The organism is Halopseudomonas sp. L-58, from assembly GCF_056859475.1.
The window spans coordinates 55,506-71,229 of record NZ_JBSXON010000052.1; the positions used below are offsets into that span (position 1 = coordinate 55,506).

The following is a 15,724-nucleotide window of genomic DNA, read 5'->3' on the forward strand; positions in this document are numbered from 1 at the left end:
GAGACTGCGGCGCATGTCTGAGCACATGCGCCGCTACCGGAGACAAGCATGAAAACCGACACAGACACCATTCTGGTCACCGGCGGCGCCGGCTATATCGGCTCGCACACCTGCCTGCGCCTGCTCGAAAGCGACTACCAGGTCATCGTGCTGGACAACTTCAGCAACAGCTCGCCCGAGGCCCTGAAACGTGTGCAGGCTCTCACCGGCAAGACGCTCGACATCGTCACCGGCGATGTCAACGACAGTGATCTGCTGGACCGCCTGTTCGCAACATCGCAGATTGACGCCGTTATTCACTTTGCGGGCCTCAAGGCGGTGGGCGAATCGGTTGCAGAGCCGCTGACGTACTACCACAACAACGTAAGCGGTGCGGTCACCCTGTTGCAGGCCATGCAGAAAGCCGGGGTGCATGACCTGGTGTTCAGCTCATCTGCCACCGTCTATGGCGACCCGGCCAGCCTGCCAATCACCGAAGATTTCCCGACCAGCGCCACCAATCCCTACGGTCGCTCCAAACTGATGATCGAGGAGATGCTGCGTGATCTCTACCGCAGTGACGCCAGCTGGAATCTGGCACTGCTGCGCTATTTCAACCCCGTCGGGGCACACCCAAGCGGGCAGATCGGCGAAGACCCGGCAGGGATACCCAATAACCTGCTGCCTTACATCGCCCAGGTTGCCGTCGGCCGCCGCGACCATCTGAGCGTCTTTGGCGGCGACTACGACACCCCCGATGGGACCGGCGTGCGCGACTATATCCACGTCATGGACTTGGCAGAGGGGCACGTCAAGGCGCTGCAATGGCTTGCACGCCGGCAGGGGCTGGCCGCCTTCAATCTGGGCACCGGCAACGGATACTCCGTACTCGACATGCTGCATGCCTTCGAGCGAGCCTGCGGCAAGACGCTGGCCTACCAGATTGTCGACCGGCGTCCCGGCGACGTAGGCAGTTGCTATGCCGACCCTGCCCTCGCTGCTCGTGAACTCGGCTGGCACGCCGAGCGCGATGTCAACGCCATGTGTATTGACGCCTGGCGCTGGCAGCAGCAGAACCCAAACGGTTACCGGTGAACTGCCTCGGGCATATCGGGTCACAACAGACTCACGTCGACCAGTAGTGTGATGAGTTCGAAGGCATGATGGTGCGCGCCCGGCTATCCTCACCAGGAAGCACTGCATGCAGAGCGCTTGCCGACTCGATTCTTTATCGCACCAATAATATCGGGCTATTTCCGGGTCTGGATAACCGACAGATTGATGTGCCGACAGGAAATGGGCAATGCACAAAATTGACCTCAAACTGTATCGGATAATAGCTATTTAGCATCACGTATACTCGCACCTGTTTTGTTACGTTGGAGAGCAAGATGCTCAAGGAAAGACTGATTGGATTGAGTTACGCCCAGAAGCGCTCCATCCAGATTGTTGCGGACCTGCTTCTGATCTGGGCTGCCCTGTGGCTGGCACTGTTCCTGCGCCTGGGTGCAGAAACCAACTGGGTATTCCCCACGAGTGAACAACGTCTGCTGTTTGTCCTCGCGCCGGCACTCGCACTGCCTATCTACATTCGCATGGGCATGTACCGCGCGGTTATGCGCTACTTCGGCAGCCAGGCGCTGCTGTGTATCTTCAAGGCGGTAACGCTGTCGTTCCTGGCCCTGGTCATGGTGGTACTGGCCGCGCGCGACAGCGGCTGGGATATCCTGTTTCCGCGCTCGGCCATGGTTTCATACTGGTGGCTATCGCTGCTGTTGATCGGCGGCTTGCGCCTTGCTGCCCGTGAGTACTTCATGGGTGACTGGCTTATGGGCACAGGTCCTCGACTGCAGCAGACCGCTGTCGATCAGGAAGCCGGCGTGCCGGTAGCGATTTTCGGTGCTGGAGCGGCAGGCAATCAGTTGCTGGCGTCGCTGCGTCTGGGGCGAATGTATAAACCCAAGGCCTTCATCGACGACGACCCCAGTCTGGTCGGGCGGGTGATAGGCGGGTTGCCGGTGTACTCCTCCGAGCACATCGCAAAATTGATCGCCGAGGCGGATATCAAGGAAGTCCTGCTGGCCATTCCGTCTGCAACACGAGCAACCCGGCAGCAGATCCTGTATCGCCTGGCCGGATTTCAGGTTCACGTGCGCAGTATCCCGGGGATCATGGATATTGCCAGCGGCAAGGTGAAGGTTGACGACCTGCAGGAAGTGGACATTGCCGATCTGCTGGGGCGCGACCCTGTCGAGCCGGTCGAACAACTGATGGACTTCTGCATTCGGGACAAGGTCGTGCTGGTAACGGGCGCCGGTGGCTCCATCGGCAGTGAGCTGTGCCGCCAGATCGTCAATGCCGGTCCGACCAAGCTTGTCCTGTTTGAGCACAACGAGTTCGGTCTGTATGCCATTCATACCGAGCTGCAGGGCTGGATCAACGCCCAGCAGCTGCAAATAGAGCTGATCCCGATTCTGGGCTCGGTGCGCAACAGTGGCCGCCTGGTCGACGCCATGGCTGCCTGGAAGGTGAACACTGTCTACCATGCCGCCGCCTACAAGCATGTTCCCATGGTCGAGCACAATGTGGCCGAAGGCATCATGAACAACGTGTTCGGCACTCTGAAAGTCGCTCAGGCGGCGATTCGCTGCGGCGTGCAGAACTGCGTACTGATCTCTACCGACAAGGCCGTTCGTCCAACCAATGTGATGGGTGCGACCAAGCGCCTGGCGGAAATGGTATTGCAGGCGCTCAGCGCCGAGTCTGCACCGAATCTGTGGGGCGACGATAGTGGCGTGCCGGTGCTCAATCGCACCCGCTTTACCATGGTGCGTTTTGGTAATGTGCTGGGCTCGTCTGGGTCGGTGATCCCGCTGTTTCGCTCACAGATCAAGCGCGGCGGACCGATTACCGTCACCCATCCCGATATTACCCGCTATTTCATGACCATTCCCGAGGCTGCGCAGCTTGTTGTTCAGGCAGGCTCCATGGGAGAAGGCGGCGACGTGTTTGTGCTGGACATGGGCGAGCCGGTGCGCATTATCGAACTGGCACACAAGATGATCATGCTGTCGGGTCTGACCGTACGGGACGAGGTAGACCCCAACGGCGACATCGCCATTACCTTCACTGGCCTGCGACCCGGGGAAAAGCTCTACGAAGAGCTGCTGATCGGCGACAACCCAGAACCGACCGCGCACCCCAAGATCCATCGGGCAAACGAGGAGTTCATCGACTGGCCAACCCTGCGTGACGTACTGAACCGTATGAGTCAGGCAGTGAAAGCAGATGCCTACGATGATGTCCGGGCCTTGCTGCTGGATACCGTCAACGGTTACCAGCCCAGCAACGGCATTGTCGACCTGATCCACGAACAGCGGCAACATTCACTCGGAGCTCTGAGCCAGCCCCAGCGGTAATCCCTGCGGAGCAGGCGTGCCGGTTTCACGCCCCTCCCCACCACTGCCACTGACTTGATCAGGCAGGAAAAACAAAAACGCCCGAGGCTTGAAGCGCTCGGGCGTTCTACTGCGGCAGTGGAAGAGGTTCAGGCTGCCGGCTGGGCCGCCTTGATCATTTCCTGCAGCTCACCGGATTCGTGCAGTTCCAGAATAATGTCACTGCCACCAACCAGCTCACCGTTGATCCACAGCTGCGGGAACGTCGGCCAGTTAGCGTAAGCCGGCAGGTTGGCGCGAATTTCCGGGTTCTGCAGGATATCCACATAGGCAAACTTCTCGCCACAGGCCATCAGCGCTTGCACGGCACGGGCAGAGAAGCCGCACTGCGGAGCATTCGGCGCGCCTTTCATGTAGATCAGCACCGGGTTATTGGCGATCTGTTCTTTGATGGTATCGATGATATCCATGGTATTCCTCGTGACGTAAAGGGCGTTCGAACGCGTTGCTGACCGGGCATTCTACAGCAAAGCGCCCGCTTATGCTGCCACCACCTCAACCCGCAGACCGTTCAGCGCGGCGTTGCCGGTGACCGGGTCAAGGAAGCGCTCATCGGTCAGGTCGTTGACGCTGACACCGGCATGCTGCTCGGCAACATCCATCTGAATGCCGGGCCGGTTGTGCCCCCAACCGTGGGGCAGACTGACTACGCCCGGTGCCATTTCATCGCTGGCGCATACCGCCACCTGCACCTCACCCACCCGCGAGCGCACGGTTACCTGCTGCCCATCCTGCAGATTGCGCGCGGTCAGGTCGTCCGGATGCATCAGCAACTGATCACGCGGCTTGCCCTTCACCAGACGCTGATAGTTATGCATCCAGGAGTTATTGCTGCGCACATGGCGACGACCGATCAGGCGCAGCTCACCAGCGGCGGGTGCCAGTTCTGCCAGCTCGGCGGCAACCCGCTGGAGATCCTGCAGCATGGCAGGCTGAGCCAGTTCAATGCGCCGGCTCTCGGTCTGAATTCGACGCAACAGGTTGGGCTGCAGCGGGCCAAGATCGATACCGTGCGGGTTTTCCTTGAGTACATCCAGCGACAGGCGGTCGCCATAGGGGCCGGCCCGCACCGCCATATCGACCAGTTCATGGGGTGGCTGCGTCGGCCGCGCCGGCTGCCCGGTGGCAGCGGCAAAGGCCTTGCCTAGTCCGACAAATATCTCCCAATCGTGCAACGCGCCCTCGGGCTTACTCAACACAGGCTGGTTATAGCGGGTGACGTTGCGCACAGCGAAGTTGTTGAACGTGATGTCGTAGTGATCGTGTTCCAGCGACGCGGTGGGCGGCAGAATGACGTCGGCGTGACGGGTGGTCTCGTTGATATAGAGGTCCACACTGACCATGAACTCCAGACTCTCCAGCGCTGCATCAAGCTGACGACCGTTGGGCGTGGACAGCACAGGGTTACCCGCCGAGGTGACCAACGCGCGTATCTGCCCCTCGCCCGGGGTGAGAATTTCCTCAGCCAGCGCAGCAACCGGCAGCTCGCCATTGAACTCCGGCAAACCCGATACCCGCGAGCGCCACTTGTCAAAATGGCCGGGGCGCCGGGCCGATGCCACCTCAAACGCAGGCTCCGGAAACAGTGAACCGCCGGGCACATCCACATTGCCGGTGACCAGGTTGATGACCTGAATCAGCCACTGGCAGAGGGTGCCGTAACGCTGTACCGACACGCCCATGCGGCCATAGCAAACCGCGCGCTCGGCGCCAGCAAAGTCACGTGCCAACTGGCGGATCTGTTCGACTGGAATGCCGCACGCCGGAGCCATCCGCTCGGCGGTGAACTCGGCAACCGCATCGCGCACCTCTGCCAGCCCGGCAGTGCTGTCCAGCACCGGGCTCTGGCGGGTCAACTGCTCGCTGAACAGGGTGTTGAGCAAGCCAAGCAGCAATGCAACGTCGGTGCCTGGCTGAATGAACAGGTGCTCGCTGGCGATGGCAGCGGTTTCGCTGCGTCGCGGATCGACCACCACCAGCTTGCCACCCCGCCCCTGCAGCGCCTTGATGCGCTTGGTCACGTCCGGCACGGTCATGATGCTGCCATTGGAGGCCAGCGGATTCGCGCCGAGCATCAGGAAGTAATCGGTGTGGTCAATATCAGGGATCGGGATCATCAGCATGTGGCCATAGAGCCAGAGCGACACCAGATGGTGCGGCAGTTGATCAACCGAGGTGGCCGAGTAGCGCTGACGGGTGTGCAGTTGCCCGAGGAAGTAGTTGCCATGGGTCATGGAGCCGTAGTTATGCACATTCGGGTTGCCCATGTAGACGCCCACGGCGTTATTGCCATGCTTTTGCTGGATCTCCGCCAGGCGCTCTGTCACCAGTGCAAACGCCTCGTCCCAGCTGATCTCTTCCCAGCGCTCGTCAACCCGCTTCACCGGCCGGCGCAGGCGCTGCGGATCATCCTGGATATCCTGCAGGGCAATCGCCTTGGGGCAGATGTGGCCGCGGCTGAAGGGGTCTTGCGGGTCGCCCTTGATTGAGAGAATGCGGTCACCTTCGGTCTCAATCGCCAGGCCACAGATGGCCTCGCACAGGTGGCAGGCGCGGTAGTGGGTCACAGACATGTCATTCACCAGGCAGGTATTATTATGATCAGCCATTCTATGGGCTGTTGCGGTTGGCTCGCCACCGCGCCGCGCGCGGCAGAATACGGGTCTATTCAGCCACTGAATCTGCCGGCCAGACCGCTTTATTTGCCTTTGCCCGGAATTTCCCTATAAGATCCCCGCTTCTCTTTATTTGCTGTGGCTGATACCAGGCCGTCAGGTCGTGGTACGGGTCACTGTTTCCGGTCGCCGGGCGGCCGAGGTAACTCAGGTAGTACACATATGACTACACGGCACTTTCTATCGCTGATGGACTGCTCCGAAGCAGAACTCATTGGCCTGATCAAGCGCGGCATCGAACTCAAGTCACTGCATCGCCAGGGCGTGGTGTACGAGCCGCTGAAAAACCGCGTACTGGGGATGATCTTCGAAAAGGCCTCGACCCGTACCCGCGTCTCCTTTGAAGCCGGCATGATTCATCTGGGTGGCCAGGCCATCTTCCTGTCCCCGCGTGACACCCAACTGGGCCGCGGCGAGCCGATCGAAGACAGCGCCCGTGTACTGTCCAGCATGTGCGATGCGATCATGATCCGCACCTTCGCCCACAGCACGCTGGAAACCTTTGCCCAGTACTCCAAGGTGCCGATCATCAATGGCCTGAGCGACGACCTGCACCCCTGCCAGCTGCTGGCCGACATGCAGACCTATCTGGAGCACCGCGGTCCGATCAAGGGCAAGACCGTGGCCTGGATTGGCGATGGAAACAACATGTGCAATACCTTTATCCAGGCTGCCATCCAGTTTGATTTCCAGCTTCGCGTCGCCTGCCCGGAAGGCTACGAGCCCTCGGCGCAGTTCCTTCAACAGGCCGGTGACCGTGTCACCGTGATGCGCGATCCGATGGAAGCCGTTGCCGGCGCCCATCTGGTCAATACCGACGTCTGGGCGTCCATGGGCCAGGAAGACGAAGCACAAGCACGCCTGAAGCAGTTCGCGCCCTATCAGGTCACGCCTGCGATGCTCGATGCGGCCGACGAGTCCGTACTGTTTATGCACTGCCTTCCGGCCCACCGCGGAGAGGAAGTCAGCGACGAACTGATGGACGATCCGCGCAGCGTTGTCTGGGATCAGGCCGAAAACCGCCTGCACGCTCAAAAGGCGCTGGTCGAATTTTTGCTGGTTGAGTGAGGCAGCATGTCCAGCCCGGTACTAGAGCTGAACAACCTCAAATGCGGCTATGGCCGGCAGTTGATCGTCAACGACCTGAGTATTCGCCTGCGAGAAGGTGACATAGGCTGTCTGCTGGGGCCGTCCGGCTGTGGCAAAACCACGACTCTGCGCGCCATCGCCGGGTTTGAACCCATCAGCGGCGGCGAAATCCTGCTCGATGGCAAGGCCCTTAGCACCCCAACCCTGCGAGTTGCCCCCGAGCAGCGGCAAATTGGCATGGTGTTTCAGGACTATGCACTGTTCCCGCATCTGACCGTCGCCGAAAATGTCGGCTTCGGCATTCACAAGAGTCCGGATCGCAAACGCATCGTCGAAGAGCTTCTGGCTCTGGTCAAGCTGGACAAGCTGGGCTCACGCTATCCGCATGAGCTGTCCGGCGGTCAACAGCAGCGCGTTGCGCTGGCTCGGGCCATGGCTCCCAACCCGCGTCTGCTGTTGCTGGATGAACCCTTCTCCAATCTCGATGGTGAACTGCGCCGCCGACTCTCGGCTGAAGTGCGCGACATTCTCAAGTCCCGCGGTATCAGTGCCATGCTGGTGACCCATGATCAGGCCGAGGCCTTTGCCGTGTGCGATCACGTCGGCGTGCTGAAAGACGGCCAACTGCAGCAATGGGACACCCCGTACAACCTCTACCACGAACCGGCGACGCCCTTTGTTGCCAGCTTCATCGGTCAGGGTTACTTCATTCGTGGGCAACTGCTCTCCAGCGACACGGTACAGACCGAGCTGGGAGTCATTCACGGCAACCGTGCTTACCAGCTGCCGGTAGGCGGTGCGGTCGATGTCCTGTTACGGCCGGATGACCTGGTGGGAGATGCTCACAGCGAGCTGCGGGCGCGAATTATTGATCGCACCTTCCAGGGCGCAACCATCCTCTACCGTATGCAACTGCAGACCGGCACCCAGCTGGAAGCCCTGTTTCCCAGCCACGCCGACCATCAGCCCGGCGACGAGGTCGGGCTTCGGGTCGCGGCGGAGCACCTGGTCGTGTTTCCAGCCCAGGGCAGCGTCAATCTGCACGCCCAGCTGCCACTGGAGCAGGTACTGGATACCGGTCGCTCTGCCTGAGCCCGCAGTGCGCGGAGAACGCCGCAGGCTTCTCCGCGCGCGACCGCGTCAGGGCTGCGCCGGGCCGTACAGCGCCCTGCTCGCCTTGCCGTGAATCATCCGCGACAGACGATAGTCGGTATTCTGCATCATGCCGATGATGATGGCGTCGTTGCTTGGGTCAATCCAGCACCAGGCCCCTTGAATCCCCCACCACCAGAACGTGCCTTCGGGCAAGTAACCCGCAGCGGGCGAGTCGTTGACCACCGCCACGTTCAGGCCAAACTGGTTACCGGGAAAGAACGGGCCAATATTGTCCACGCCCTCCGGCAGCTGGTTCTGACGCATCAACTCGACCGTTTCCGGCTTGAGAATCCGCACCCCGTCCAGCTCGCCGCCAGCCAGCAACATGCGCGCGAACCGCAGGTAGTCATCCATTGACGAGATCAGCCCGCCGCCACCATTGAGAAACCGCGGCTTGCTGAGGAACGGTGTATTGGGCAACGGCGCCAGCGAACCGTCTTCCTGTGGCTTGTAGGACAGCGCCAGTCGTTCGGCCTTGCCTGCCGGCGCATAAAAATCGGTATCGACCATCTTCAGCGGATCGAACAGGCGCTCCTGCAGGTAGACATCAAACGATTTGCCCGACAGCACCTCGACCAGATAGGCCTGAATATCAACCGAGATGCTGTAATTCCATACGGTGCCCGGCTGATAGAGCAGCGGAATGTGCTGCAGCTTGGCCATCATGTCGGCGAAGGTGGAATCGGGGTTCTGAATATCCGCCTTGACATACAGCTGATCGACCTGGGTATTGCCGAAGCGACCATAGGTAAAGCCGCCGGTGTGGGTCATCAGCTCACGAATGGTGACCGGATGCGCTGCCGGCTCCGTCTCGGGCATACCGTCCGGGCCATCGGCGATGGCAACCTGAAGATTTTGCAGCTCGGGAATGTATTTACCGACCGGCTCATCCAGCTCGAAACGCCCCTCGTCGTAGAGCGTCAGCAGCGCAGTGCCCGTCACCAGCTTGGTCAGCGAGAAAATCTTGTAGAGGCTGTCGGGCGTCAGCGGCTTGCCCTGCTCACGGTCGGCAAACCCGTATTGGCCACGCTGTACCACCTCACCGTGTTGGTAGACCAGCGTTGCAATGCCCGCGATTCGCCCCTGCTGGACTTCCTCGGCCATCGCCGCACCAAAGGCATCCAGACGCTGCTGGGAGAACGCCTCGGGCGCGCTGTCAGCCCAACTGCCAGAGACGAGGCCGCCGGCGAGCAACATCCCGCCCAACAGGGTACGTATCCGTAATCCGATCATTGTTGTTCTACTCTGTTATGGGATTGGAATGGCTAATTTACCTACCATGGGACACACCGCCAAGCTGTCTCAGCCACAATCATTCCGAATGATCATTCAGACTCGATGTAACAAATGCCCCTGCAAGGCGTCTGATAATTGAACTCACAGCACAGGAACGACCATGAAACGCCGCACCCTGCTTTCCGGCCTGATGGCCGCACCGGCCTTGCCCCTGTTGACCGCCAACGCCCAGGCTGCCGATGCCTTCCATGAATCGACAGTACAAGCTCTGGATCTCAGCCCGGATTACTGGCGTGACAAGGTCTCGGAAGCCGCCTGGAAAGTGCTCTTCGAGGAAGATACCGAACGCCCCGGCAGCAGCCCGCTGGACAAGCTGTACGACAACGGCACCTATGTGTGCGCCGCCTGCCACCTGCCGCTGTTCTCATCCGAGCACAAGTTTGACAGCGGTACCGGCTGGCCCAGCTTTACCCAGCCGATAGCTGGCCACATGGGCACCAAACAGGATTACGCGCTGATCTGGCCGCGCACCGAGTACCACTGCGCTCGCTGTGGCGGGCATCAGGGGCACGTATTCAATGATGGTCCGCCGCCGCGCGGTGAGCGCTGGTGCAACAACGGCGTGGCCCTTAAGTTCATTGCCGCCGGCGAGCCACTGCCGGCCCTGCGAGGTGACGCATGATCCGCTCAATACTGCTTGGTCTGCTGTTGATTGCGCCGGCCAGTTTTGCCAATGAGGCGATTACCGAAGGGCCTGCCGGTACGGAGATGGCGGTGTTTGCCGGCGGCTGTTTCTGGTGCACCGAGTCGGATTTCGACAAGATGCCCGGCGTCGTCGAAACCATTTCGGGCTACACCGGCGGAGAAGCCAGCACCGCTGATTACCAGCAAGTGTCTGCTGGTGGCACCGGCCATATCGAATCGGTGGCCGTGTTCTTCGACCCGAGCAAGACCAGCTACGCCACACTGGTGGAAGCCTTCTGGAAGACCATCGACCCGATCACACCCAATGCCCAGTTCTGTGATCATGGCAGCCAGTACAGCAGTGCGCTCTACTACGCCAACGACGAACAAAAGGCCCTACTGGAGGCTTCGCGCGAGGCCTTGGCGCGTTCTGGCCGATTCGAGCAGCCGATCGCCACGCTGATTCTGCCGCGTCAGCCGTTTTACCCGGCCGAGGAGTACCACCAGGACTACTACCAGAAAAATCCGCTGCGCTATAACTTCTACCGCACCACCTGCGGCCGTGATGCACGCCTGGAGGAACTCTGGGGCAACTGAAGCGCGGATGGAAATATACTGCTCGAGTCTGGATAATGACCGCCTTTGATCACTCAACCCAAGCGAATTGAACCATGCAGATTGCCGAGAAAACCGTTGTCCAGTTTCACTACGACCTGTCCGATGCCGATGGCCCGATCGAATCCTCTCGCGAGCATGAGCCGGTGCTGTATCTGCATGGTCAGACAGGTCTGATTGATGGTCTGGTGGAAGCCATGGAGGGTCGCAGCGCAGGCGAATCCTTCAGCGTCACCATCCCACCGGAGAAGGCCTATGGCCAACCGCGCGAAGACGCCCTGCAGAAAGTGCAGGCCAAGTACCTGCAAGGCGCCAAAAAGTGGAAGCCGGGCATGATCGCCGTGCTGCAGACCGAGCAGGGCCCGCGTCAGGTTGTGGTAGTCAAGCCCGGGCTGTCCCAGATTCTGGTTGATACCAACCACCCGCTGGCCGGCCGTGAGCTGACCTTCAACGTCGAGATCCTGGACGTGCGCGCAGCTACCGAAGAAGAGCTGGCCCACGGCCACGCCCATGGCGTCGGTGGCCACAACCACTGATCGCTACCCGTAGGGACGCGACATGTCGCGTCCGCAACTCGGCCGCAGCGCGCTGGTCACGGCCTTCGGACGCAGCACTGCGTCCCTGCGCAGGATTGTGGTCCAGTGTTGTTGCGTACCACCGAGCTCAGCGCCGAGCCCCGCGCAACGCCAATACCTGCTGATGCAGGCGCTCGGGCAATGCATCTTCGGGAGCAACAGGCTCGCCCGCAACCAGCCCGACCCGCGACCAGAAGCGGCGGAAGAAGCCCTTTCTCGGGTCACGACTGAAGAAGCTGCCCCACAACCCCTGCAATGCCATCGGGATGACCGGTACCGGGTCGCTTTCCAGAATCCGCGTGATGCCGGCACGAAACACATCCATCTCGCCATCGGCGGTCAGCTTGCCCTCCGGGAAGATACACACCACCTCCCCCGCCCGCAGATACTCGGAAATACGCTTGAAGGCAGCCTCGTACACTGCCTCATCTTCCTGACGACCGGCAATCGGGACCGTACCGGCGGTGCGGAAAACAAAGTTGAGCACCGGCAGCTGGTAAATCTTGTAATACATGACAAAGCGCACGGGGCGGCGCACTGCGCCGCCAATCAGCAACGCATCCACAAACGACACGTGGTTGCAGACCAGCACGCAGGGGCCCTCATCCGGAATCGCTTCCAGATTACGGTGCTCAACCCGGTACATGGAGTGGCCCAGCAGCCAGATGAGAAAGCGCATGCTGAACTCGGGCACCACCTTGAAGATGTAGCCGTTGACCAGCAGGTTAAGCAGCGAAATGGTCAGGAACAGGGTCGGGATCGACAGCTCCAGCACACTGAGCATGACGATCGCGAGAATCGCCGAGCACACCATCAGCAAGGCATTGAGGATGTTATTGGCGGCAATGACGCGCGCGCGCTCATCCTCATGGCTGCGTGACTGAATCAATGCATACAGCGGCACGATGTAAAAGCCGCCAAACACGCCCAACCCGAGAATACTGCCCATCACACCCCAGGCGCCCGGCTGCTTGAGCAATTCTATCCAGTCATAGGGCGAAGCCCCGACGGCAATGCTGCCTGAAAGACTCCAGATCAGCAGGCCAAACACGCTCAACCCAAGGGAGCCGAAGGGTACCAGGCCAATCTCGACCTTATGCCCGGACAACCGCTCGCACAGCACCGAGCCCAGCGCTATACCTACCGAAAAGACGGTCAGAATCAGCGTCACAACGCTTTCATCTCCGTGCAGGTAATCCTTGGCAAAACCGGGGATCTGGATCAGATAGGTTGCGCCGAGGAACCAGAACCAGGAGTTGCCGAGAATCGAGCGCGACACCGACGGCACCTGCTCTTTCAAGCCCAATCGCAGAATCACCCAAGACTGGCGGAAAATATTCCAGTCGATGGCCAGGTTCGGCAGGCCGGCGCTAGCCGCAGGAATTCGGCACGCCGCCAGATAGCCACCGATGGCGACCAGCACCACCGAGCCACCCACCAGCGCAGCCCAGCCGCCCGAGGCCATGAGAATGCCTGCGCAGAGTGTGCCACCCAGAATCGCCAGAAAGGTGCCCATCTCGACCAGCGCATTGCCGCCGACCAGTTCGTCCTCTGCCAGCGCCTGCGGCAGAATCGAGTATTTGACCGGGCCAAACAGCGCCGACTGCGTGCCCATCGCAAACAGCACCACCAGCAACAGCGGCAGGCTGCCAAGCCAGAGCCCAAGCGCTCCCAGCAACATGATGCCGACCTCGCCCAGCTTGATGCGGCGGATCAGCATATCCTTGTCGAACTTCTCGCCGAACTGTCCACCCAGCGCCGAAAACAGAAAGAAAGGCAGAATAAAAAGCAATGCGCTGAGGTTGATCAGCAGATCGCGGTCGGCGTTGAAACTCAGCTTGAACAGGATCGCCAGAATCAGCGCCTGCTTGAAGAGATTGTCATTAAAGGCGCCAAGCAGCTGGCTGAGGAAAAAAGGGAGAAACCGTTTGCTGCCCAGCAAACGAAACTGCGAGTGTTCCGACATGATCCTGCGCGTCCTTCAGGTCAGATGTGCGACTCGGGTGGCATACCAGCACCACCCGCTTCCTGTTCAGGACGCCAGCATACCCAATGTCGGCACACCCGCGCGCGGAATGTGCCGACAAAATCGCCAATAGACGGCTCAGCGAGAGACAGCCGTCACGCTCAGCCGTGCCTCACGGCGTACAACCCAGCCGTGAATGCGCTCCTGCCGCGCGGCTGTCAGCGGATAGCGCCAGGCGATGAAGAACGCCGTCATGTAAAGCAGAACCGGCCCGAGGATGTACAGTACGCGCAGCGATAACAACTGATGGGCACTGTGCTCAACAGCCTTGGCGTCAAAGCCCACCAGCGACAGCAGACCAAGCGATAAACCCAGGCCCAAGGCCATCGCCGCTTTCTGCGCCATGCCGCTGATGGCGAAAAACAGACCGGTGCGATGCTCCCGGCTACGAGCGGTATCCAGGTCGACAATATCGGCCAGCATCGACAGCGGCAGGAACTGGAACGCGGCAAAGCAGAAGCCCTTGATCGCAAACAGCACGGCAAAGGGCAACAGCTGCCCAGCCCCAAGGAAAAACATGCCGAGGATACTGGTGCTGGAGATGGCCAGCGCTGCACAGAAAGCGCGATGCTTGCCGATGCGTTTGCCCACATGCAGCCAGAACGGAATGCCGACAATGCCAATGCCAAAGTACAGCAGATACATCAGACCGATCTGGCCCTGAATCTGAATGACGTGCTGCATGAAAAACACCGACAGCGCATTGCGGAACGCTTCGCCGGTAACCACAACCAGCAGCATCAGAATCATTCGCTTGAACGGGCCGTTGTTCTTCATTACCCGCAGGCCCTTCTTCCAATCGGTCCGCTGCGCCGACTGTGGGGGCGCTTCCTTGACCGCACCCACGACCCAGAACACGGTTAACGGCAGCAGAATCAGCAGCATCCAGGCCATGACGGCGAGAATCGGACCGTAGCCGATACCCAGCTCACCATCCTTGCCGAACAGCAATACCGCTGTCTCCATCAGCCAGCCGTCAGTCTGGCCCGCCTGATAGCGCGCCCCCAGTGCCTGCACCAGCGCCGGCGCGAGCGCCGCCAGAAACAGCCCGATCAGCACGAACCCCTCACGGGAGGCCACCACCCGACTGCGCTGGTGATACTGATTGGACAGCTCCGCGCCCCAGGCGCCATACGGCAGGGTCACCATGGTCCAGCCCAGGTACATCAGCACCGTCCAGAGCAACAGATGACCAATGCCTGCTCCGTCCGGAGGCATGAATATCATCACCGTTCCCGCCAGCATCAACGGCACCCCCATCACCAGCCAGGGCTTGCGCCGGCCAAAGCGGGTACGCCAGCGATCACTCAGCGTACCGATCAGCGGATCGGTCACCACATCAGACAGGCGAGCGATGACCAGCACCAGCGCCATCAGCGCCATGTTCAGACCCACTTCCTGGGCGTAGAACGGGGGGTAATCCCCCCATTTTTAGTGCTCGCCAGAAGTAGAGGTCAGGCCACGAGAGCCAACTTCTGTTTGGGGGTGATGCCACCCAGGGCCATGTTTGGCCGTTCGTGATTGTATATCCATACCCAGCGCGTTGCATGCTCCTGCACCTCGGCGATGGACTCGAACAAGTAATGGCCCAGCCAGTCGTAGCGCACCGTGCGGTTGTAGCGCTCGACGTAGGGATTCTGCTGTGGATTACCGGGCTGGATATGCTCCAGTCGAATGCCGTGCTTTTCCGCCCATAGCACGAGCTTGCTGCTGATGTATTCCGGGCCATTGTCGCTGCGGATAATTTGGGGCTTGCCACGCCACTCGATCACTTGATCCAGTGCGCGCACCACCCGCTCTGCCGGCAATGACAGATCGATATCCATGGTCAGGGCCTCGCGGTTGAAGTCGTCGATCAGGTTGAACAGGCGGAAGCTGCGACCGTCGGCCAACTGATCGTGCATGAAGTCCATCGACCAGCAGTGATTGATTGCCTCCGGCACAGCCAGTGGCTCGGGCTTCTCTCGCACGATGCGCTTGCGCGGCTTGATCCGCAGGTTCAACTCCAGCTCCCGATATATCCGATACACCCGTTTGTGGTTCCAGCGATAACCTTTCACGTTACGCAGATACAGGAAGCACAGGCCGAACCCCCAGTTGCGTTGGTTATGTGTGAGTCGGATTAGGTGATCGGCGATCTCGGCATTTTCTTCCGACAACCGTGGCTGGTAGCGATAGCAGGTCGTGCTGATGCCAAACGACACACACGCCAGTTTGATGCTGACCTTGCCT

12 protein-coding genes and 1 pseudogene are annotated in these 15,724 nt (G+C 60.3%); 7 read left to right on the top strand and 6 right to left on the bottom strand.

Features of this window, described 5'->3' with window-relative positions; all coding sequences use genetic code 11:
• Positions 1-48 precede the first annotated feature (48 nt).
• Both galE and AC13EY_RS07735 read left to right on the top strand, forming a co-directional pair.
• Positions 49-1,074 carry a UDP-glucose 4-epimerase GalE gene (gene galE, locus AC13EY_RS07730; protein ID WP_228246060.1) on the top strand — a complete coding sequence of 342 codons (1,026 nt, stop codon included), beginning with the start codon at positions 49-51 and terminating at the stop codon, positions 1,072-1,074.
• 296 nt (positions 1,075-1,370) lie between these two features.
• Positions 1,371-3,398 carry a polysaccharide biosynthesis protein gene (locus AC13EY_RS07735; RefSeq protein ID WP_482876606.1) on the top strand — a complete coding sequence of 676 codons (2,028 nt, stop codon included), beginning with the start codon at positions 1,371-1,373 and terminating at the stop codon, positions 3,396-3,398.
• 128 nt (positions 3,399-3,526) lie between these two features.
• Here the strand turns inward: AC13EY_RS07735 and grxD are convergent, their stop codons facing one another.
• Together grxD and AC13EY_RS07745 are read right to left on the bottom strand one after the other, a co-directional pair.
• Positions 3,527-3,847, bottom strand: coding sequence for a Grx4 family monothiol glutaredoxin (grxD, locus tag AC13EY_RS07740; RefSeq protein WP_088273791.1), 321 nt, complete (start codon positions 3,845-3,847; stop codon positions 3,527-3,529).
• Positions 3,848-3,916: 69 nt separating this feature from the next.
• The gene (locus AC13EY_RS07745; RefSeq protein WP_233048154.1) at positions 3,917-6,010 is read right to left on the bottom strand and encodes a molybdopterin oxidoreductase family protein; all 2,094 of its coding nucleotides are present in this window, start codon (positions 6,008-6,010) and stop codon (positions 3,917-3,919) included.
• A gap of 264 nt (positions 6,011-6,274) precedes the next feature.
• Between AC13EY_RS07745 and argF the strand changes: the two genes are divergently transcribed.
• Positions 6,275-7,180: an ornithine carbamoyltransferase gene (gene argF, locus AC13EY_RS07750; protein WP_228246063.1), complete on the top strand. Its 906-nt coding sequence runs from the start codon at positions 6,275-6,277 to the stop codon at positions 7,178-7,180.
• Between the two features lie 6 nt (positions 7,181-7,186).
• Positions 7,187-8,293: an ABC transporter ATP-binding protein gene (locus AC13EY_RS07755; protein ID WP_228246064.1), complete on the top strand. Its 1,107-nt coding sequence runs from the start codon at positions 7,187-7,189 to the stop codon at positions 8,291-8,293.
• 48 nt (positions 8,294-8,341) lie between these two features.
• Here AC13EY_RS07755 and AC13EY_RS07760 read toward each other — a convergent pair whose 3' ends face one another.
• Positions 8,342-9,589 carry a serine hydrolase domain-containing protein gene (locus tag AC13EY_RS07760; protein WP_233048155.1) on the bottom strand — a complete coding sequence of 416 codons (1,248 nt, stop codon included), beginning with the start codon at positions 9,587-9,589 and terminating at the stop codon, positions 8,342-8,344.
• A gap of 163 nt (positions 9,590-9,752) precedes the next feature.
• Here AC13EY_RS07760 and msrB point away from each other — a divergent pair, with 163 nt between their 5' ends.
• The 3 genes from msrB (at position 9,753) to AC13EY_RS07775 (ending at position 11,427) form a co-directional block, all read left to right on the top strand.
• The gene (gene msrB, locus AC13EY_RS07765; protein ID WP_233048156.1) at positions 9,753-10,274 is read left to right on the top strand and encodes a peptide-methionine (R)-S-oxide reductase MsrB; all 522 of its coding nucleotides are present in this window, start codon (positions 9,753-9,755) and stop codon (positions 10,272-10,274) included.
• Positions 10,271-10,873, top strand: coding sequence for a peptide-methionine (S)-S-oxide reductase MsrA (msrA, locus tag AC13EY_RS07770; RefSeq protein ID WP_228246067.1), 603 nt, complete (start codon positions 10,271-10,273; stop codon positions 10,871-10,873). The genes msrB and msrA overlap by 4 nt, the downstream gene beginning before the upstream one ends.
• 74 nt (positions 10,874-10,947) lie before the next feature.
• Positions 10,948-11,427: an FKBP-type peptidyl-prolyl cis-trans isomerase gene (locus AC13EY_RS07775; protein WP_088273785.1), complete on the top strand. Its 480-nt coding sequence runs from the start codon at positions 10,948-10,950 to the stop codon at positions 11,425-11,427.
• A 127-nt stretch (positions 11,428-11,554) separates the two neighbouring features.
• Here the strand turns inward: AC13EY_RS07775 and AC13EY_RS07780 are convergent, their stop codons facing one another.
• The 3 genes and pseudogenes from AC13EY_RS07780 to AC13EY_RS07790 form a co-directional block, all read right to left on the bottom strand.
• A complete protein-coding gene (locus tag AC13EY_RS07780; RefSeq protein ID WP_482876601.1) occupies positions 11,555-13,432 on the bottom strand; it encodes an MFS transporter in 1,878 nt (625 codons plus the stop codon).
• Between the two features lie 138 nt (positions 13,433-13,570).
• A pseudogene (locus AC13EY_RS07785) lies at positions 13,571-14,899 on the bottom strand (MFS transporter); the annotation flags it as partial.
• Between the two features lie 47 nt (positions 14,900-14,946).
• A partial coding sequence (locus tag AC13EY_RS07790; protein WP_482890400.1) for an IS3 family transposase occupies positions 14,947-15,724 on the bottom strand: 778 nt, incomplete at its 5' end.